The sequence below is a fragment of the Demequina pilifera genome, from assembly GCF_048814985.1.
Lineage (GTDB): Bacteria > Actinomycetota > Actinomycetes > Actinomycetales > Demequinaceae > Demequina.
The window spans coordinates 255990-274603 of the sequence record NZ_JBMDTW010000003.1 but is presented as its reverse complement, the minus strand read 5'-3'; the positions used below and the strand labels follow the sequence as shown (position 1 = coordinate 274603).

Annotated in this window: 23 protein-coding genes and 1 pseudogene; 16 read left to right on the top strand and 8 right to left on the bottom strand. The window is 69.8% G+C overall.

All coding sequences use genetic code 11. The annotated features are described in order from the left end of the window. Positions 1 to 196: pseudogene (locus ACNI14_RS06565) on the bottom strand (hypothetical protein); the annotation flags it as partial. A 180-nt stretch (positions 197 to 376) separates the two neighbouring features. On the opposite strand from ACNI14_RS06565, the gene ACNI14_RS06560 reads away from it, so the two are divergent. The 6 genes from ACNI14_RS06560 (at position 377) to gdhA (ending at position 5214) form a co-directional block, all read left to right on the top strand. Continuing rightward, on the top strand, positions 377 to 1189 hold the full coding sequence (locus tag ACNI14_RS06560; RefSeq protein ID WP_420519154.1) for a DUF4397 domain-containing protein: 813 nt from the start codon (positions 377 to 379) through the stop codon (positions 1187 to 1189). A 111-nt stretch (positions 1190 to 1300) separates the two neighbouring features. Further along, positions 1301 to 1969: a class F sortase gene (locus ACNI14_RS06555; protein ID WP_420519153.1), complete on the top strand. Its 669-nt coding sequence runs from the start codon at positions 1301 to 1303 to the stop codon at positions 1967 to 1969. Between the two features lie 35 nt (positions 1970 to 2004). Continuing rightward, positions 2005 to 2562: an RNA polymerase sigma factor gene (locus ACNI14_RS06550; protein ID WP_420519152.1), complete on the top strand. Its 558-nt coding sequence runs from the start codon at positions 2005 to 2007 to the stop codon at positions 2560 to 2562. Continuing rightward, positions 2549 to 3283, top strand: coding sequence for an anti-sigma factor (locus ACNI14_RS06545; protein WP_420519151.1), 735 nt, complete (start codon positions 2549 to 2551; stop codon positions 3281 to 3283). Before ACNI14_RS06550 ends, ACNI14_RS06545 begins: the two co-directional genes overlap by 14 nt. 98 nt (positions 3284 to 3381) lie before the next feature. Beyond that, complete coding sequence (locus ACNI14_RS06540; protein ID WP_420519150.1) at positions 3382 to 3792, top strand: GreA/GreB family elongation factor; 411 nt, start codon at positions 3382 to 3384, stop codon at positions 3790 to 3792. A gap of 72 nt (positions 3793 to 3864) precedes the next feature. After that, on the top strand, positions 3865 to 5214 hold the full coding sequence (gdhA, locus tag ACNI14_RS06535) for an NADP-specific glutamate dehydrogenase (RefSeq protein WP_420519149.1): 1350 nt from the start codon (positions 3865 to 3867) through the stop codon (positions 5212 to 5214). A 15-nt stretch (positions 5215 to 5229) separates the two neighbouring features. Here gdhA and ACNI14_RS06530 read toward each other — a convergent pair whose 3' ends face one another. Both ACNI14_RS06530 and ACNI14_RS06525 read right to left on the bottom strand, forming a co-directional pair. After that, positions 5230 to 5895 carry a potassium channel family protein gene (locus ACNI14_RS06530; RefSeq protein WP_420519148.1) on the bottom strand — a complete coding sequence of 222 codons (666 nt, stop codon included), beginning with the start codon at positions 5893 to 5895 and terminating at the stop codon, positions 5230 to 5232. Then, the gene (locus ACNI14_RS06525; RefSeq protein ID WP_420519146.1) at positions 5888 to 7261 is read right to left on the bottom strand and encodes a TrkH family potassium uptake protein; all 1374 of its coding nucleotides are present in this window, start codon (positions 7259 to 7261) and stop codon (positions 5888 to 5890) included. Before ACNI14_RS06525 ends, ACNI14_RS06530 begins: the two co-directional genes overlap by 8 nt. Positions 7262 to 7442: 181 nt before the next feature. Here ACNI14_RS06525 and ACNI14_RS06520 point away from each other — a divergent pair, with 181 nt between their 5' ends. Both ACNI14_RS06520 and ACNI14_RS06515 read left to right on the top strand, forming a co-directional pair. Further along, the gene (locus tag ACNI14_RS06520) at positions 7443 to 7682 is read left to right on the top strand and encodes a helix-turn-helix domain-containing protein (protein WP_420519145.1); all 240 of its coding nucleotides are present in this window, start codon (positions 7443 to 7445) and stop codon (positions 7680 to 7682) included. 67 nt (positions 7683 to 7749) lie between these two features. Beyond that, positions 7750 to 7848 (top strand): 30S ribosomal protein bS22, encoded by a 99-nt coding sequence (locus ACNI14_RS06515; protein WP_005504750.1) that lies wholly within the window; start codon positions 7750 to 7752, stop codon positions 7846 to 7848. 174 nt (positions 7849 to 8022) lie between these two features. On the opposite strand, the gene ACNI14_RS06510 is transcribed toward ACNI14_RS06515, so the two are convergent. Beyond that, positions 8023 to 8886, bottom strand: coding sequence for an HAD family hydrolase (locus tag ACNI14_RS06510; RefSeq protein WP_420519144.1), 864 nt, complete (start codon positions 8884 to 8886; stop codon positions 8023 to 8025). Positions 8887 to 8933: 47 nt separating this feature from the next. Between ACNI14_RS06510 and ACNI14_RS06505 the strand changes: the two genes are divergently transcribed. Genes ACNI14_RS06505 through ccsB form a run of 6 tightly spaced genes read left to right on the top strand, consistent with a single transcriptional unit; the run spans position 8934 to position 13791 of the window. After that, entirely contained in the window at positions 8934 to 9170 is a 237-nt protein-coding gene (locus ACNI14_RS06505) for a glutaredoxin family protein (RefSeq protein WP_420519143.1), read from the top strand. Positions 9171 to 9191: 21 nt separating this feature from the next. Next, on the top strand, positions 9192 to 9812 hold the full coding sequence (locus tag ACNI14_RS06500; protein ID WP_420519142.1) for a histidine phosphatase family protein: 621 nt from the start codon (positions 9192 to 9194) through the stop codon (positions 9810 to 9812). Further along, the gene (locus tag ACNI14_RS06495) at positions 9809 to 10369 is read left to right on the top strand and encodes a TlpA family protein disulfide reductase (RefSeq protein ID WP_420519141.1); all 561 of its coding nucleotides are present in this window, start codon (positions 9809 to 9811) and stop codon (positions 10367 to 10369) included. The genes ACNI14_RS06500 and ACNI14_RS06495 overlap by 4 nt, the downstream gene beginning before the upstream one ends. A gap of 10 nt (positions 10370 to 10379) precedes the next feature. After that, positions 10380 to 11168 (top strand): cytochrome c biogenesis CcdA family protein, encoded by a 789-nt coding sequence (locus ACNI14_RS06490; protein ID WP_420519140.1) that lies wholly within the window; start codon positions 10380 to 10382, stop codon positions 11166 to 11168. Continuing rightward, positions 11168 to 12793 (top strand): cytochrome c biogenesis protein ResB, encoded by a 1626-nt coding sequence (gene resB, locus ACNI14_RS06485; RefSeq protein ID WP_420519139.1) that lies wholly within the window; start codon positions 11168 to 11170, stop codon positions 12791 to 12793. Before ACNI14_RS06490 ends, resB begins: the two co-directional genes overlap by 1 nt. After that, the gene (ccsB, locus tag ACNI14_RS06480) at positions 12790 to 13791 is read left to right on the top strand and encodes a c-type cytochrome biogenesis protein CcsB (protein ID WP_420519138.1); all 1002 of its coding nucleotides are present in this window, start codon (positions 12790 to 12792) and stop codon (positions 13789 to 13791) included. The genes resB and ccsB overlap by 4 nt, the downstream gene beginning before the upstream one ends. Positions 13792 to 13800: 9 nt before the next feature. Here the strand turns inward: ccsB and ACNI14_RS06475 are convergent, their stop codons facing one another. Then, positions 13801 to 14103, bottom strand: a complete 303-nt coding sequence (locus tag ACNI14_RS06475; protein WP_420519137.1) for a PLDc N-terminal domain-containing protein — start codon at positions 14101 to 14103, stop codon at positions 13801 to 13803. Between the two features lie 32 nt (positions 14104 to 14135). Between ACNI14_RS06475 and ACNI14_RS06470 the strand changes: the two genes are divergently transcribed. Further along, complete coding sequence (locus ACNI14_RS06470; RefSeq protein ID WP_420519136.1) at positions 14136 to 14405, top strand: DUF4229 domain-containing protein; 270 nt, start codon at positions 14136 to 14138, stop codon at positions 14403 to 14405. On the opposite strand, the gene ACNI14_RS06465 is transcribed toward ACNI14_RS06470, so the two are convergent. Continuing rightward, the gene (locus tag ACNI14_RS06465) at positions 14402 to 15295 is read right to left on the bottom strand and encodes a 1,4-dihydroxy-2-naphthoate polyprenyltransferase (RefSeq protein WP_420519135.1); all 894 of its coding nucleotides are present in this window, start codon (positions 15293 to 15295) and stop codon (positions 14402 to 14404) included. The genes ACNI14_RS06470 and ACNI14_RS06465 overlap by 4 nt on opposite strands. Continuing rightward, positions 15292 to 16323, bottom strand: coding sequence for an AMP-binding enzyme (locus tag ACNI14_RS06460; RefSeq protein WP_420519134.1), 1032 nt, complete (start codon positions 16321 to 16323; stop codon positions 15292 to 15294). Before ACNI14_RS06460 ends, ACNI14_RS06465 begins: the two co-directional genes overlap by 4 nt. A gap of 34 nt (positions 16324 to 16357) precedes the next feature. Between ACNI14_RS06460 and ACNI14_RS06455 the strand changes: the two genes are divergently transcribed. Further along, positions 16358 to 17449: a DUF3048 domain-containing protein gene (locus ACNI14_RS06455; RefSeq protein WP_420519133.1), complete on the top strand. Its 1092-nt coding sequence runs from the start codon at positions 16358 to 16360 to the stop codon at positions 17447 to 17449. Between the two features lie 107 nt (positions 17450 to 17556). Here ACNI14_RS06455 and ACNI14_RS06450 read toward each other — a convergent pair whose 3' ends face one another. Beyond that, positions 17557 to 18489, bottom strand: a complete 933-nt coding sequence (locus tag ACNI14_RS06450; RefSeq protein WP_420519132.1) for a 1,4-dihydroxy-2-naphthoyl-CoA synthase — start codon at positions 18487 to 18489, stop codon at positions 17557 to 17559. Positions 18490 to 18614 lie beyond the last annotated feature (125 nt).

Here is an 18614-nt window from a genome sequence, read left to right as displayed (position 1 = left end):
CCCCCCCCCCGCCCCCGGATTCCTCCAGCGCAGCCTCGCCGTCGGCGGCGTGCTGAGTTGCGCCCCCGCCTCCATACGACGCGGCCGCGTCGGATGAGTCGCTGGACGACGAGCAGCCCGCCAGGGCCACCGCAGCGGCGATGATGGCGGCGGCGATTCCCGCGCGACGCCGGCGGCCGTCGGACACTTCGCTCATGATGCTCATGCTAGGAAGACGCCTGGCAGCGCGCCATCGTTGGGTCGAGACCGAGGCCAAGTCGTGACTCCCGAAAAAAACTTCCGCGACGCTGCATCCAAACCGCGTGCTCGGGCGGAAGTACTGGGTGAAGGAGGCCGCAACAGGCGGTCTCCCGAGCTCAGGAGAAGGAGAACGACAATGCGCAAGTCAGCAATCGCCGGCGTCGCAGCCGGTGCACTCATCGCCGTCGGGGCATCCGCCCCGGCCCTCGCAGACGGCCACGACATGTCCCAGCTGTCGGTGCTTCACGGCATCCCCGACACCCCGGTCGACGTGTACGTCAACGGCGAGAACACGATCGACGACTTCCAGCCCGGCGACCTCGCCGGCCCGCTCGACCTCGAGCCCGGCACCTACACGGTCGCCCTCACCGCGCCCGACGCCGCAGACGACTCGGAGCCGGTGCTCGGCCCCATCGACCTCACCCTCGAGGAGGGCATGAGCTACACCGCCGTCGCTCACCTCGACGCGGATGGCGCCCCGACCGCCAACCTGTTCACCAACGACACCTCTGAGACCGCTGCAGGCGAGGGCCGCCTTACGGTGCGTCACACCGCTGCGGCGCCCGCCGTCGACGTGTGGGCGAACGACGCGGTGCTCTTCGACAACCTGTCGAACCCCGACGAGGTGATGGGCGACGTTCCCGCCGACACCTACTCGGCCGCAGTCTCGCTCACCGGCGAGACCGACCCGGTGCTCGGCCCGACAGACGTGGAGATCGCCGACGGCGTGAACACCATCGTCTACGCGTGGGGCAGCGCGGAGGCCGGCAACCTCGACCTCGCGGTCCAGACTGTCGACACGCACTCCTCGAGCCCCTCCGAAGTCGCAGCCGGCACCCAGGGCCTCGCGACTGACCGCGGAGTCCCGGCGGCCGCGATCGCAGCGATCCTCATTGCGTTCGCGCTGGCGGCAGGCGCCGCAGCGCGAGTGGTGACCGCTCGACGCTGACCGTGCGGTCACGCGGGGGCACGTCCTGAGATCCAGGGCGTGCCCCCGCTCCCTGCACCCCCCACCCGCCGCGTCTCAGCACCCGGTTCCCGACACTGAGAGGATTTCCCCATGCGAACGCTCGCCGCGCTCCTCGTGAGCCTCCTGCTGGCCGGCTGCGCCGTGGCGGAGGATGGCCCCGCTGCGGCCCCATCGAGCCAGGCGCCGGACGCTGCTGCCGCGTCCGGAGAGGATTCCGTGGGCGAGGTCAGGGCGCCCGTGTTCCTCGGCGAAGTGGAGATCTCCGACACGTCCCCGGAGACGCTCGCGGAGCTGAGGGCCGTCCCGCCGGAGCGTCTCGTGGTGGACTCGCTCGGCATCGACATGCCGGTGACGGATGTGGGACTCGAGGCCGACGGGGCCATGGAGATCCCGGAGTCCGCCGCGACGGCGGGCTGGTACCGCTACGGCCCGGCGCCCGGCGGCCAGGCCGGCAATGCGGTGCTGGCCGCGCACGTCGACGATGCGGTCATCGGCTTGGGCCCGTTCTCGAGGCTGCTGGACGTCGACGAGGGGGCGCGGATCGTGGTCGACAGCGCGGATGGCTCTCAGATCGCCTACGAGGTCTCCAACGTCGAGAAGACGGACAAGCGCGAAGTGGACATGGGACTGGTCTTCGATCGCGCCGGTCCTTCGCAGCTCGTTCTTGTGACATGTGGTGGACGCTTTGACTGGGATACTGGACACTACGAGGACAACGTCGTGGTCTACGCGACGCCCATCGACCAGCCGGCGCAGTAGTGAGCGCTGTAGGAAAAGCAAAGGAGCCCGTCCGGATGGCAGTGGTTCCGTCGCCGCAGCACGACAGTGGCGACAGGGCGCGCGCATTCGCCGCAGGCGAGGACGGCGCGCTCGAGGATCTGTACCGGGACCTCTCTCCGCTGATCTACACCATGGCCGTGCGGTCGCTGAGTTCCGCGGCGGACGCCGAGGACGTGACACAGCAGACCTTCGTGTCGGCGTGGCGGGGGCGTGGCGGATTCGACCCCATTCGCGGCGACCTGCGCGGGTGGGTGGTGGGCATCGCGAAGAGGCGCATCGCCGATGCCCTCGAGGCCCGCTCTCGCGAGCATCGACGCCTCGAGGCGGTCAAGGACTCGACGCCGGCGGACTCCGCGACTCCGGACGATGCGGATGCGGTGCTGCTGGCGTACGAGGTCGATGCGCTGGGCGACCCCCGCGCGACGATCGTGTCGCTGGCCTTCTTCGAGGGCGAGACGCATGAGCAGATCGCTCGGCGGATGGACATGCCGCTGGGCACAGTGAAGAGCCATATCAGACGTGGATTGATAGAACTTCGAGACCGATGGGAGGTGTCCGATGTCGCATCTTGATGACGAAGCGCTGGCCGAGCTCGCGCTCGGTGGCGGTCAACCGTCGGACGCCGAGCACACGGCGGCCTGCGCGGACTGCCGGGCAGAGTTGGAGTCGCTGCGCGCGACGCTTGCCCGGGTTCAAGCGGCAGGCCCGGGCACCGGGCTCCTCACCCCGCCCGATCGCGTCTGGGAAGCCGTGGTCGCGGACCTCGAGGACGCAGACTCAGCCGCGCCCGCATCGGCCGAATCGCCGTCGACCGCCGACGGCGGCACGGACGACCTCGCCTCGCGCAGGGAGCGGCGCGGCTCTCGATGGCCGCTCGCGGCCGCCGCAGCCGCCGGAGTCGTGGTGGGCGGCGTGGGAGTCGGCGTCGTGCTGGGCGTCGACACCGGCGGCGACGAGGCCTCGGTGGTGGCGCAGGCTCCGCTGACGGACCTCGCCAGCGAGACCCCAGCCGGCGACGCCGTGCTCGAGACGCGCGCCGACGGCACCCAGGTGCTCGTGGTCGACACGGAGGCTCGCGACGTCGAGGGCGCGTACCTCGAGGTGTGGCTGATCGACGAGGACATCGACGGCATGGTGAGCCTTGGCCACCTCAGCGATGGCACGGGCGAGTTCGTGATTCCCGAAGGCTTCGACGTGGGAGCCTTCCCGATCGTCGACATCTCCGTCGAACCGCTGGACGGCGTGCCGACCCACAGCGGTGACTCAGTCACGCGCGGTGTCTTCGACGCTTGACCGCTGACGGGCCGGCAATGACTTCCGTGCCATGTGGAGTACGCTCTCCTCCCAATACCCATCTCGCGTTGAGGTGGGTCCGAAAGGGAGAGTGGATCGTGGCGCAGGAGACGACTTGGGTGACGCCGGAGGCGCACGCGCGCCTTGTCGCAGAGCTCGGCTCGCTCGTGGATCGAGGAGACAGCGCGGACGCGACTGCTCGCGCCCGCATCGTCGAACTGCGCACCATCCTCGGCTCGGTCGAGGTGGGGACGCGGCCAGACGACGGGCTCGTGGAGACGGGCATGCGCGTCACCGTGCGGAGCGTCGAGGACTCTGTCGAGACGTCCTTCGTGCTGGGCGACCGCGCCCTGCTCGGCCACGATCTTGGCGCGGATGTCACCGTGCTGTCTCAGGAGTCGCCGCTCGGCGCCGCGGTCGACGGCCGCCACGTGGGCGACCAGGTCACCTTCACGACGCCGCGTGGTGATCGATCCGTGCTCATCGCCGGCGCGTCTCCCGTCGGCTAGTACCCCGCCGCTCCGGGGTGCAGCCCCGGACCTGATCCGGAGCCCTGGGGCCCATCCAGAAAGGAAGACCCCATGGCCCTTCTGCACGAACGCCTGGTGCCGGTGCTCCACGAAGTCGAGCGCCGCAACCCAGCCGAGCACGAGTTCCACCAGGCCGCGCGGGAGGTCCTCGAGAGCCTCGGGCCGGTGGTGGACAAGCACCCCGAGTACGCGGACTCCGAAGTCATTCGCCGCTTGTGCGAGCCGGAGCGCCAGATCATCTTCCGAGTGCCGTGGGTCGATGACTCCGGTCAGGTGCAGTTGAACCGGGGATTCCGGGTCGAGTTCAACTCGGCGCTCGGTCCCTACAAGGGCGGGCTGCGGTTCCACCCCAGCGTCAACCTCGGCATCGTCAAATTCCTGGGCTTCGAGCAGATCTTCAAGAATTCCCTGAGCGGGCTGCCGATCGGCGGCGGCAAGGGCGGGTCGGACTTCGACCCCAAGGGACGTTCCGACGCCGAGGTCATGCGATTCTGCCAATCCTTCATGACGGAGCTCTACCGCCACATCGGTGAGTACACGGACGTGCCGGCCGGAGACACCGGCGTGGGGGCGCGAGAGATCGGGTACCTGTTCGGCCAGTACAAGCGCATCACCAACCGCTACGAGTCCGGAGTGCTGACCGGCAAGGGGCTGACGTGGGGCGGTTCGCAGGTGCGCACCGAGGCTACCGGGTACGGCACGGTCTTCTTCGTCCAGGAGATGCTGCACGCCGCAGGCGAGTCGCTCGAGGGCCGGCGCGTGGTCATCTCCGGTTCCGGGAACGTCGCGATCTACGCGGCCGAGAAGGTGCGCGAGCTCGGTGGCACCGTGATCGCGGTCTCCGACTCCGGAGGCTACGTCGTGGAGGAGTCGGGCATCGACCTGGAGCTCCTCAAGGACGTCAAGCTGACGCGACGCGACCGCATCGAGACCTACGTGGAGGAGCGCGGCAACGGGGCGGTGTTCGTCAAGGACGGGTCGATCTGGGACGTCCCGTGCGACGTGGCGCTGCCGTGTGCCACCCAGAACGAGCTCACCGGTACGCACGCGGCGACGCTGATCCGCAACGGGTGCAAGGTGGTCGCGGAAGGCGCGAACATGCCCTCGACGCCCGATGCGGTCAGGACCTTCCAGGAGGCCCAGCTGCTCTTCGCGCCGGGCAAGGCGGCGAACGCCGGCGGCGTCGCGACCAGTGCGCTCGAAATGCAGCAGAACGCATCGCGGGACTCGTGGAACTTCGCGTACACGGAGGAGCGGCTGCGCATGATCATGCGCGACATCCACGACAGGTGCCTGTCGACCGCGGACGAGTTCGGCACCCCGGGCAACTACGTCTCAGGAGCGAACATCGGCGGGTTCACGCGAGTCGCGGGCGCGATGCTGGCGTTCGGGGTGGTGTAGCGGCCGCCGCCGGCCTCAGGGCCGCTGCGCGAACCTCTCGACGAGGTCGCCGTCGCCGCCGACCACCAGCAGATCCTCCGCGTGGATCACGGTCGCCCGGGAGCCGTACTCGAACTCGCCGCCGGGGGTCATGACGCCGATGACCTGGACGCCGTACTTGTCGCGCAGCTTGAGCTCGGCGAGCGAGAAGTTGTGGGTCTCGAGCGGCGGCTTCATCTTGACGATGGTGAAGCCCTCGTCGATCTCGATGTAGTCGAGCATCCGGCCTCCCACCGAGTGTGCCACCCGGGCCCCCGCATCGGACTCGGGGAACACGATGTGGTGGGCGCCGATGCGCCGCAGGATCCGGGCGTGCTCGGTGGAGATCGCCTTGGCCCAGATCTCGGGCATGCCGATGTCGACCAGGTTGCCGGTGATGAGCACCGACGCCTCGAGCGAGGTGCCCACGCCGACCACGGCCGCGGAGAACTCCTCGGCCCCCATCTGCTCGAGCGCTCGCGGGTCGGTGGCGTCGGCCTGCACGACCGGCAGGCGCTTGGACCAGCGCTCGACGAGGTCCGCGTCCCGCTCGACGGCGAGGACCTCGACGTCCATGGCGTCCAAGGTGTCGGCGAGCGCGGAGCCGAAGCGCCCCAGCCCGACGACGAGGACGCCCGATGCGGTGGTGTCGTTGCTAGCCAATGATCGGCCTTTCTCCCGGGTACCGGATCACCCGGCGCTGCTTGTTCAACGCTAGCGCGGCGGCGATGGTCAGAGAGCCCACGCGGCCCACGTACATCAACACGATCAGGGTTCCCTTCGCTTCGGGAGGCAGCCCGGCCGTGATCCCGGTGCTGAGGCCGCACGTCGCATACGCGGAGACCGCCTCGTACAGTGCCCGGTCGAGCGGAATGTCGGTCTGCGCCATGAGCACCGTCGTGCCGACCACGATGACGCTTACCCCGATGATCGTGATGGCGACGGCGCCGCGCAGCACCTCGGTGCCCACGCGCTTGCCGAACGCCTCCATGTCGCGCCGGCCGCGGGCCTCGGCCACGATCGCGAGCAGCAGCACCGCGAGCGTGGTCACGCGGATGCCTCCCGCGGTCGAGCCAGACCCGCCGCCGATGAACATCAGCACGATCTCGAGCAGCCACGTCTCCTCGCTGGCCTTCCCGACGTCGATGGATGCGAAGCCGCCCGAGCGCTGGTTGATGGACTGGAAGAAGATGTTGCCGATGGTCTCCTCGGTCGAGGCCGAACCGAGAGTGTCGGGGTTGCTCCACTCGAAGATCGCGAGGAACCCGGCGGAGACGAGCACGAGCGCCCCGACCATGATCAGCGTCAGCTTGGTGTGCAGCGACCACATGCGGGGACGGCGCCAGCCACGGACCAGATTGAGGTACACGGGGTACCCCAGGCTGCCGACCAGGACGCCGAGCCCGATGGGCACGAGCATCCAGAAGTCCCCTGCGTAGGGGATCAGCCCCGCGGGGTCGGGGGTGAAGCCGGCGTTGTTGAAGGCGGACGTGGCGTAGAAGGCCGAGTACCCGACGGACCGCCCGACGCCGTAGTCGAGCGTCAGGAAGCGCGGCAGCAGCACCAGGGCGATGATGATCTCGACCGTGAACGACACCGCCACCACGGTGCGCAGCAGCGAGCGCAGGTCGCCCAGACCCGTGGCGCGGGCCTCGCCTGCGGCGAGCAGCCGCTGCGTCAGGCCGATCCTGCGGGACACCGCGAGGCCCACGAGCGAGGCGAGCGTCATGATGCCGAGACCGCCGACCTTGATCGCGATCGCGATGATCGTCAGCCCCCATGCGGACCAGTACGACCCGGTGTCGACGGTGACCAAGCCGGTGACGCACACGGCGGACGTGGCGGTGAACAGCGCGTCGATGAAGGGAGCGCGCTCACCGGACGCCGTGGCGGCCGGCAGGGACAGCAGGCCGCTGAACACCAGGATGACCGCGCCGAAGGTGCCGAGAGCGAGCCTCGCCGGGGATCGCACGGCGACACGGCTGATCCATTCGCCGATGGCCGAGCGGACGTCGCGCATCTTTTCCATGCGACTCCTTCGCGGCTTGCTACCAGGGGGCTTGCGAACGTTACGACGGCCTGCGCCTACCGCCGCCATTATCATCATCGGCAGGAATCACACACTTCACAACAGTCACTTCTGCCCCTACAGTAGAGGGAGCATCCCGCCGATAGACCTGCCGGATGTCGGATGAGGGAGACTGGACTGCATGGCTGACAATGGCGCCTCGCGCACTACGTTCCTCACCGTTGCTGAGGTCGCTGATATGTTGCGCGTCTCTCGGATGACCGTCTACCGGTGGGTTCACGCGGGCGACATGCCCGCCGTGCGGTTCGGCAGGTCCTTCCGCGTGCCCGCCACGGCCGTCGAGGCCTTCATGGAGGAGGCGGCCCTGCAGGGCGGTTTTGAGGCCCAGGACGACGACCACCGCTCGGGCACGGTAGGCTGAGTTCTCGTCTGTCGCGTCCAGCGCGCACTGGACGCCCGAGTATGTCCGACTATCTGAGGTAGGTTCCGTGGGATCCGTCATCAAGAAGCGGCGCAAGCGCATGTCGAAGAAGAAGCACCGCAAGCTGCTTCGCAAGACGCGCCACCAGCGCCGCAATAAGAAGTAGTCCTTCGCCGGGCACTGCCCGGACAAGGCCACGACGCCCGTGCCACCTGTATTGGTGGCGCGGGCTTTGTCGTCTCGAACACGCTGTCGGCTCCCATGAGGCGCTGAGTGCCCAGGACGGGCCGTTATGGGCACTGAGGCCCTCACAGCGCGCACGACGGGCCGATGCGCGGGCCTAGAGCGACCGGGCGTCGCCCGCGTGCTCGGCCTCGACCGCATCGTCCGACCTGCCGATTCCCGCCACGCCGCGAACGGCGCCGCGGACTCCGCGCACCACGGCGAGGCCGGCCCACACCGTTCCGGTCAGGGACGCCTTCACGACTCCGCGGCGACCGTTCTTTCGGCGCTTGCGAAACTCCTCGATGGGCCATCCGCGCTCGGACGCGAGCTTGCGCAGCTTGGTGTCGGGGTTGATCGCGCATGGATTGCCGACGGCCTCGAGCATCGGCCCGTCGTTCACGGAGTCGCCGTACGCGAACGACCGATCCAGGTCGAGCACCTCGTCCTCCGCGAGCTGGCGCACTGCTGCCGCCTTCTTCTCCTTGTGCAGGAAGTCGCCCACGAGCCGGCCCGTGTAGTGGCCGTCCTTCTGCTCGGCGACGGTGCCGAGAGCGCCCGTGGCGCCGAGTCGGCGCGCGATGACCCGCCCGATCTCGACCGGGGACGCGGTGACGAGCCACACCTGGTGGCCCTGGGCGCGGTGCTCGTCGATGATCGCCTTGGTCCCAGGGAAGATGCGGAGCTCCAGCACCTCGTCGTAGACCTCTTCACCGACCTGAGCCATCTCCGCGGCCGACCAGCCCTTGATGACGCCGAGCGCCTCATCGCGGAGCTCGTCCAGCTGCTCGCGCGACTCTCCGAAGAGAGTGTATTTGGCCTGTTCCCAGCCAAAGTGAGCGATGTCGCGCCACCGGAAGTACCCGCGCTGCTGAAGACCGCGGGCGATGTGATAGGCCGATGCGCCGCGGACGATGGTGTTGTCCACGTCGAAGAACGCCGCGACGGTAGCGGCGTTGTCGTGCCCTGGGGAGCGAGTCACCCCGTCAGCCTACTCACGGCCAGGGCACCGGCCGTATCCTGTCGTCCATGGCAGCCCGCGTCTCCCTCATCACCCGGGAGGGCTGCCACCTGTGCCCAGACGCGCGCGACGTGGTGCGAGCCGCGTGCGACGAGGCCGGGGTGGAGTGGCGCGAGGTCGACGTGGACGCCGATCCCCGACTGCAAGAGCGATTCGCCGACGAGGTTCCGGTGGTGATCGTCGACGGTCAGGTGGTCGGGTTCTGGCGCATCGATCCCGCCCGGATGCGTTCCGCGCTTGCGTGAGGCTGGGCGACAATAGGGGGTATGCCCGTCGTCCATCTGCTTCGCCACGGCCACGTCCACAACCCGGACAAGGTGCTGTACGGCCGCCTGCCGGAGTTCCGCCTGTCCGAGACCGGCCAGGCGATGGCCCGGGCGGTGGCGGATGACCTGGTGTCTCGCAGCACTCCCGTGGGACGCGTGATCGCGTCGCCGCTGCTGCGTGCCCAGCAGACCGCACGGCCGCTGGCTGACGCATTCGGAGTGGACATCGTCACGGACGCCCGGGTCATCGAGGCCCTCAACGCGTACGAGGGACGGCCGCTGCAGTCAGGCGCGGCCGACTTCATCCACCCGCGCAACTGGTGGCTGCTGCGCAACCCATGGCGCCCGTCCTGGGGCGAGCCCTACCTCGAGCAGCAGGACAGAATGTGGGCCGCGATCCGCGACGCCGTCGAGGCGAATCCGGACTCCGACACCGTGATGGTGAGCCACCAGCTTCCCATCTGGGTCGCGCGGCTCGCGTTCGAGAAGCGCCGCTATCTTCACGACCCCCGCTCTCGCCAGTGCGGCCTCGCCTCGCTCACCAGTTTCACGTTCGAGAACGGCGAGCCCGTCGCGATGTCGTATCGGGAGCCGGCCGCGCACATCGAGGTGCCCGCGTGAGACGCGGCGCGCGCCTGGTGATCTTCGCGGCCGTGGCGATCGCGATCGTGCTCTGGCTCGTCGGGTGTGCGCCAGGAGACGCCGCCGACTCCCCCGGATACGTCAGTGGGGACGGCACGGTCACCGAGTGGGCGCCTGCCGACCGCGGCGAGCCCGTCGAACTGACCGGCACGTCCTTCGAGGGTGAACCCGTGGATGTCGCGGACCACCGCGGCGAGGTGGTGCTGCTCAACACCTGGTACGCCTCGTGCCCGCCGTGCCGCGCCGAGGCGCCCGACCTGGTGGCGCTCGACGCCCAGGACGGCGTGCAGCTGATCGGCGTCAACAGCCGGGACGATGCGGCCACGGCGTTGGCCTTCGACCGCACCTTCGGCGTCGAATACCCGAGCATCGATGACTCCGATGGCAGGGCGATCGCGCAGCTCCAGGGGCTGGTCGCGATCAACGCCGTCCCCACCACGCTGGTGCTCGACCACGAGGGGCGCGTCGCCGCGCGGATCGTCGGCTCGGTCGAGCCCTCGACCCTGCGCTCGCTCGTCGCCGCGGCGGGGGAGTGACAGCGCCTCCATGTCTCCCACCCCCCTGTTGACGTCCCTGGCGGCCGGCATCGGCTCCGACTTCTCTTCGCAGGTGCTGACGGGATCCCTGCTCGCGGCGATCCCCATCGCCGTGCTCGCGGGGCTCGTCAGCTTCGCGTCGCCGTGCGTGGTGCCGCTCGTGCCCGGATACCTGGGGTACGTCTCGGGGATGGCGGGCGCCGATGCGGGGGGCAAGACCAGCCGGCCTCGCCTGGTGCTCGGGGTCCTGCTGTTCATTCTCGGCTTCTCCGCGGTGTTCGTCACGCTCGGCATCGTCGTCTCCGCCGCGGGCGCGCAGTTCTCCGCGCAGCTCGACATCATCACGCGCGTGCTCGGGGTGTTCGTGATCCTCATGGGGCTCGCCTTTATGGGGGCCGTGCCATTCCTGCAGAACGAGCGGCGCCTGCACATCAGCCCCAAGGCGGGCCTTGCGGGCGCGCCGCTGCTGGGCATCGTGTTCGGGCTCGGGTGGACGCCGTGCATCGGCCCCACGCTGAGCGCCGTCATCACGCTCGGGCTGAACGAAGGGACCGTGGGGCGCGGCGCGCTGCTCGCGGTCGCCTACAGCTTGGGGATCGGCCTGCCGTTCCTCGCGCTCGCGCTGTGGTTCGAGCGTTCGGGTTCGGTGCTGCGCTGGCTCCGACGTCATCGTCGCGGGCTCCAACTCGGTGGCGGCGCGCTGCTCGTGATCCTGGGCGTCATGCTGGTGACAGGGCTGTGGGCGGAGCTCACGGGCCTGATGCAGAGCTGGATCGACGACTTCTGGGTGGCGATCTGATGGCGCGCCTGCGGATCGACAACTACGCCTACGCGGAGGTTCCCCGGCTGGGCCCGCGCGGATGGCTGCGATGGATGTGGCGCCAGGTCACGTCCATGCGGGTGGCGCTGATTCTGCTGCTCACCCTCGCGCTCGCGGCGATCCCCGGCTCCGTGCTGCCGCAGTGGCCGCAGGACGCCGGCAACACCCGCGCCTTCCTCGACGAGTACCCCTTCTGGGGGCCGGTGCTGGACCGGCTGGGCTTCCTCGACGTCTTCGGCTCGGCGTGGTTCACCGCGATCTACCTGCTGCTGTTCGCCTCGCTGATCGGCTGCATCATCCCGCGCTGCCTCGTGTACTGGCGCGACCTGCGCGAGCCAGTCCCCGCCGCGCCGTCGCGGCTCGACCGGTTCGAGCCCGAGACCGTTGAGGCGCCTCACGAGGCATCGGCCGTGATCGGCCACGCGCGCGGCTGGCTCGAGGGCGGCGGACCACGCTGGTGGCGCTGGCTGGCGGGCTACCGGGTGCGCATCGACGAGCGGCCGCAGCGCGAGTCGCAGGCCGGCACCGAGCTCGCGCTGTCCGCTCACAAGGGCCACGTGCGCGAACTCGGCAACCTGGTCTTCCACGTGTCGCTGGTGGGGATCCTGCTCGCAGTGGCGGCCGGGTCCATGCTGACCTACCGCGGGCAGGCGCTCATCGTGGAGGGAGACACGTTCTCCAACGCGGTGGTCGCGTACGACTCCTACGAGTCGGGTGCACTGTTCTCGGAAGAGCAGCTGAGCCCGTGGACGCTCAGCCTCGACCGGTTCGATGCGGTGTTCGGCCTCGACGGCAACCCGGACGAGTTCACTGCCTACACCACGCTCACCGAACCCGGGCAGGAGCCCAGGTCGGTCGAGGCACAGGTCAACAGGCCCATCCAGGTCGACGGCGCGAAGATCTACCTGCAGGGCAACGGCTACGCACCGGTCTTCACTGTGACCGACTCCGAGGGCAACGTCGCGTTCGAGGGTGCGGTGCCGTTCCTGCCCCAGGACGCCGTCTACACCTCGACCGGGGTCGTGAAGGTCCCCGACGTGACGGAGGGCGACCAGTTGGGCTTCGCCGGCACGCTGCTGCCCACTGCCGTCGTGGACGGCGACGTGGCGAGCTCGATTCACCCCTCGCCGACCAATCCGGTGATCTATCTCGAGGCCTTCGCGGGCGACCTCGGACTCGACGCGGGGGTGCCCCAGAACGTCTACGCGCTCGACGAGTCTCAGCTCAGCCCCGTGCGAGGTGACGACGGAGACCCGCTGGTGGTGGCGATGGAGCCCGGCGAGACGGTCGAGCTGCCCGACGGCCTGGGGTCGATCACGTGGCAGTCGCTGCCGCGGTTCGCCGCCTTCGACCTGCGCCGCGACCCGACGCTGCCGTGGCTGCTGGCCGCGTCGATCGGCGCGCTCATCGGACTGTCGATGAGCCTGTTCGCCACGCGCCGGCGCCTGTGGCTGATCGCCCCCGTGGGGGCGCACGCGGGCCGCAACACTACAGTGGTGACGGCCGCCGCGTGGGCGCCCGCGCACGACATGGCCGTGCGCGAGGACCTCGAGAAGGTGCTCGCCAGGGCCACGGGCTCGCTTTCGCTCAAGGAGGACTCATGAACGCTCAGGAACTCAGCTGGCTCGCTCTGTGGGGCGCGACGGCGCTGTACGCGATCGCGATGGTCGCCTCGTCGGTGCACCTGTCGCGCGTCGCCGATGCCAGGGCCTCGGCCAAGGGCAAGGTTCCCGCAGGCGTGGCCGCGTCGCACGCAGGCGACGCGAGCGCACGGCCTGCGAGCGCATCGGCCGGACGCGATCCTGCCGTCGCGTCCAAGGCGACGGGCATCGCGCGGGCGACCACGCTCGTGGGCGCGCTGCTGAACGGCGTCGGCGTCGTCGCGCGCGGGATCGAGGCCGGCCACGCGCCTTGGTCGACCATGTACGAATACACGATCACCGGCACGTTCGTCGCCGTCGTCGTCCTGTTGTTGGTGCAGAGCCGCCGCGACATCGCGTACCTCTTTCCTGGCGTCACCGGCTTCTCGACCCTTGCGCTGGGACTCGCCCTCACCACGCTCTATCAGGAGTCCACCGGACTGCAGCCGGCGCTGCAGAGCTTCTGGCTGGTGATCCACGTGTCGATCGCGATCATCGCGACCGGCGTCTTCATCGTGGCGGCCGTGGCGACCATGCTGCAGCTGATGCGCGACTACCGGGATGAGGAGCCCGCTGCTCCCGGCGGCCTCGTGCGTCGGTGGCGCAACGCCAACGTGCGGCTGTTCAAGCGCTGGAACTGGCTCGAGGCAGTGCCCTCGCCCCGGACGCTCGAGGCGCTGTCATTCCGGCTGCACGCCGTCGGGTTCGTGCTGTGGACGTTCACCGTCATGGCCGGCGCGGTGTGGGCCGAGCACGCGTGGGGCCGCTACTGGGGCTGGGACCCCAAGGAGGTGTGGTCGTTCATCATCTGGGTGATCTACGCCGCCTACCTGCACGCGCGCACCACTCAGGGCTGGGCAGGCCGGCGCAGTGCCGTCCTCGCGCTCATCGGCTTCGTGGCGCTGATCATGAACTTCACCGTCGTGAACCTGTACTTCCAGGGTCTGCACTCCTACGCCTGAGGCGTCAGGTCAGAGCGGCCCGTCGCCCTCGCCGCGCTGGCGGCGGCGCCGTGCCTGGCTGCGCAGCCAGCTCAGGTACTCGGGATCGTCGTCGGGTGCGCGCGGCTCGCGGCGCTGCGTCCCGCCGCCGGAGCCCGTCGCCCACTTCAGGTACAGCCATGCGGCCGCACCGACGATGGGCATCAGCACGATGATCAGGATCCACACGAACTTTCGCAGCCCGTGTGGCTTCTTGTCGGGGTGCTGCGCGACCTCGGCGACGCAGTACACCGCCGGACCGATGTAGAGCAGGATCAGCAAGACGCGAAGCATACAGATATCTTACGCGCCGGTAGGTTAGTCCCATGATGGTGTTTGCGTACTGGGCGGCCCGCACGGGAATCTTCGTCGCGGTGCTCGCGGCGCTGTGGCTCATCGGTTGGTTCGATGTCATCGCGGTCTTTGCGGCGTTCATCCTCGCGTGGCTCATCTCCTACCTGGCACTGCCGGGGATGAGGCGTGCGGCGCAGGACCAGATGGCGCGTGCGATCGACCGCTCGCAGCGCAGCATCCGTGCCGCGGACGACGAGGAGGACGCGGAGATCGGCCGCTTCGAGGGTGGCGAGCACCGCTAGAGAGCGATGCCCACCGCCAGCGCGAGCCCGTAGAGCAGTCCTACCGCGGACAGCCCCGCGAAGATGATCTTGAGGCCGCCGGACGGCATGCCCACCTGGTCGCGGACGGCGCCGTCGATCCGCATCGCGATCGCGAAGTACAGGCTCGGCAGCGCCACCACTGTGGCGAGCAGCGCCCACGGGTGAGCGAAGGCGACCACCACGGCGACCACCACCGGCAGCATCACTGTGGCCGCGAACAGCTGACGCGCGCGGTGCGAGCCCATCTTCACCGCCAGGGTGCGCTTGCCGGCCAGCGCGTCCGTGTCGAGGTCGCGGATGTTGTTCACCATCAGCAGCGCGACGGCGTAGAGCCCCACACCGATGGATGCGGCGACGGCCCACCAGGTGATCGTGCCGGCCTGGGTGAGCAGGGTCCCCAGCACCGCGACGGGCCCGAAGAAGACGAAGACGCTCACCTCGCCCCAGCCCGAATAGCCGTAGGGGCGGTCGGACCCCGTGTAGTGCCACGCGGCCCACATCGCGAACGCGCCCACGATGAGCAGCCAGTACATCCCCGATTCGACCACGAGGGCGAGACCCAGTAGCCCCGCGATGCCGAACGAGACGTAGGCGGCGGACTTGACCGCGCTCGGGGTGGCGCGGCCGGTGGCCACCAGCCGGTCCGGCCCCACCCGGTCCACGTCGGTGCCGCGTACGCCATCCGAGTAGTCGTTGGCGTAGTTCGACGCCACCTGCAGCGCCAGTGCGACGCCAAGGGCGAGCAGCGCCGGCAGCAGGCCGAACTCGCCGATGGCGGCGGCGCTCGCCGAGCCCACCGCGACGGGGGAGATCGCTGTCCACAGCGTGCGCGGTCGCGCGCCCGCGAGCCAGTCGGAGCTGGTCGTCATGGTGCCTCCTCGGCGGTGATGCGCGCGGTGATCGCGCGTGCGGCGTACCGGTCGATCTTGCCAGCAGCGGTGCGCGGAACAGAATCGACCACCACCACCGCCGTGGGCAGCTCGGCGCGTTCCAGGGGCAGGCCGTCGCGCAGCCCCTCCAAGGTGACGACCGCATCGGGCGTGGGCACTACCGCCGCCACCACCCGCTGACCCCACTGAACGTCCGCCACCCCGACCACCACCGCATCGGCGATGCCGGGCTGAGCGAGCAGAGCACGTTCGACCGTCGCCGGGTGGACGTTCACGCCGCCGGTGAGGATGACGTCGTCGCCGCGGCCCCGCACCGTGAGCAGGCCGTCGGTGATCTCGCCCACGTCGCCCGTGCGCAGCCAGCGCTGTCCGTCCCGCTCGACGAACGCCGAGTCGTCGCCATCCGCGAAGCCGTCGGCGAGCATGGGCCCAGCGATCATGATCCGGCCGCCCTCTCCGATCCTGATGCTGGCGCCGTCGAGCGGCACGCCGTCGTACACGCACCCTCCCGAGGTCTCCGTCATGCCGTACGTCTCCACCGCGTTCGGCGGCAGCGTCATCCCCGGCGGCGCGCCGCCCACCAGCACCGCGTCGAAGGCGGCGAGCGCATCGGCGCCTCGCGGATCCGCGAGCACGCGGCGCAGCTGTGTGGGCACCAGGGACACGTAGCGCCGTCCGTCCGGCATCCTCGCCGCCGCGCTGGCGAATCCCGCCGCGGTGAAGGGGCCGCGGTCGCCGTGGACCAGGTCGGTGTCGCCCACGCGGGCGCGCGCCGCGACCATGGCGCCCGCGATGCGGTCGGCCGGCAGGGTGAGCAGCCAATGGCCGGGCCCGCCGAGCCGCTCGAGCGTCGCGGTGGCGGAGGCGACCACCGCATCGGCGCTGAGCAGCGCCTCGCGCGGCTCGCCGGTCGAGCCCGAGGTCCGCACCGCGATTCCGCGCGCGCGGCCTGACAGTGCGGCGTCGACCGCGGCGAGACCTTCGTCGACGAGCCGGGCGTAGTTCATGGATCAAGCGTAGGGCGCGCCTAGAATGGCGCGCATGAGAGTCCAGCGTGCCGTGTCCGTGATCGCCTTGGCCGTTGCGGGGGCGATGGCGCTCGCGGCGTGCTCGTCGGCTGAGGTGATCGAGCCGCCGGCGACCACCCAGACGGCCTCGCCCACCCCGTCCCGGTCTGCTGCGCCCAGCCCGCCGCCGGACCCGCGGCCCGAGATCGTATGGCCGCTGACGGGTGTCGACGCCGCGGAGGCCGACCCCACCGCTCTGGACCGGCCCGCGCTGGCGATCAAGATCGAGAACTCGTCCAACGCGCGCCCGCAGTCCAATCTCGACGCGGCGGACATCGTGTTCGAGGAGCAGGTCGAGTACGGGATCTCGCGGCTCATCGCCGTGTTCCATTCCGACACTCCCGAGACCGTTGGACCCATTCGTTCGCTGCGGCCCATGGACCCGAAGATCACCGGGTCATTCGACGGGCCGCTGGTCTTCTCTGGTGCGCAGCGGCGGTTCATCAATGACGCGGCCGCGTCCGGCATGACGCTCATCGCCGAGGACGTGGGCGGCTACGGGTTCTTCCGCACCTCCGGCAAGCCCGCTCCGCACAACCTCCACGGCACGCTCGAGGACTTCTTTGCGCAGGCAGCCGACCTGCCGGCGCCGCCTCAGCAGTTCGAGTACGCGTACCCCGCCGAGGAGTCGAACGTGGCCACCGAGGGCACCGCAGTGTCCGAGATCGACATCAACGCGTCACCACGCATGCAGCCGTCGTGGGACTGGGACTCCGAGGAGGGTGCGTGGATGCGCTCCGAGGGTGGATCGCCCCACGTGACCTCTGCCGGTGTCCAGCTGTCGGCGACGAACGTGATCGTGCTGTGGGTGGACATTCGGGAGACGGGCCGCGGGCCCGGTGGGGGGTCTGTGCCCGAGACCATCGTCGTGCGGGACGCCGGCACGGGCTATGCCGCGTCGGGTGACTCCTACATCCCGATCACGTGGTCGAAGGCGAGTCAGGACGATCCGTTCGTGCTTGAGACCGAGGGCGGCGAGCCGGTGACGTTCGCTCCGGGCAAGACCTGGGTCGAGCTGGTGCCGGAATCCGGCGGCGCGGGCCGGGGCTCGGTCGACTTCAGCTAGCTGGCCCGTCCCTACCCCGCCTTAGCGCCCTAGAGGGCGCTGAGCGTCGGTTTCCGACTCCCCGCGTCTCCTGGCGGACGCTCAGTGTCGTTTCTCGGAGGCCCGCGTCAGTACGCGTAGGGGAACCGGGTCCAGTCCGGCTCGCGCCGCTCGAGGAATGCGTCGCGACCCTCCTGGGCCTCATCGGTCATGTACGCCATGCGCGTCGCCTCCCCGGCGAACACCTGCTGGCCTGCGAGCCCGTCGTCCGCGAGGTTGAACGCGAACTTGAGCATGCGGATCGCCTGCGGGGACTTGGTGGCAATAGCCTTCGCATACTCGAGCGCGGTCTCCTCGAGCCTCTCGTGCGGTACGGCCTCGTTGACGGCGCCCCACCGCTCGGCGTCCTCGGCCGAGTACTCGCGGGCGAGGAAGAAGATCTCTCGTGCCCGCTTGTCGCCCACCTGGCGGGCAAGCAACGCCGAGCCGTAGCCCGCATCGAACGAGCCGACGTTCGCATCGGTCTGCTTGAATCGCGCGTGCTCGATCGACGCGATCGACAGGTCAGCGACCACATGCAGCGAGTGCCCGCCGCCCGCGGCCCAGCCGTTCACCGCCGCGATGACCACCTTGGGGCTGGTGCGCATGAGCCGCTGCACCTCGAGGATGTGGAGACGTCCGCCGTGCGCTGGGGCATCGGCCGCGGTGCCCTCGTAGAGGTAGCCGTCCTTGCCGCGGATGCGCTGATCGCCGCCCGAGCAGAACGCCCACACGCCGTCCTTGGGCGCGGGGCCATTGCCGGTGAGGATGACTGCCGCGACGTCTGCGGTCTGTCGCGCGTGATCCAGGGCCTTGTACAGTTCGTCGACGGTCTGCGGCCGGAACGCGTTGCGGACCTCGGGCCGGTTGAAGGCGATGCGCACCGCGGGCAGGTCGCGTTCCTCGTCGCCATCACGACTCACCCACCGGTGATAGGTGATGTCGCCATCGGGGAAGCCGTCGATCGCCCGCCACTGCTGCGCGTCGAACGTGTCGGAGACCTGCGCCGGGATGTCGCTCATGCGAGCCAGCGTAGCCGCGCCCCCTGCCCGTCCCGACAGTACGCACCACTTTTGTCCGCGACACCCCGAGAGGCCCGGCGGTGGGGCGTGGCTGGGCGGGGCCGATGCGCGGGCCGGGGAACCGG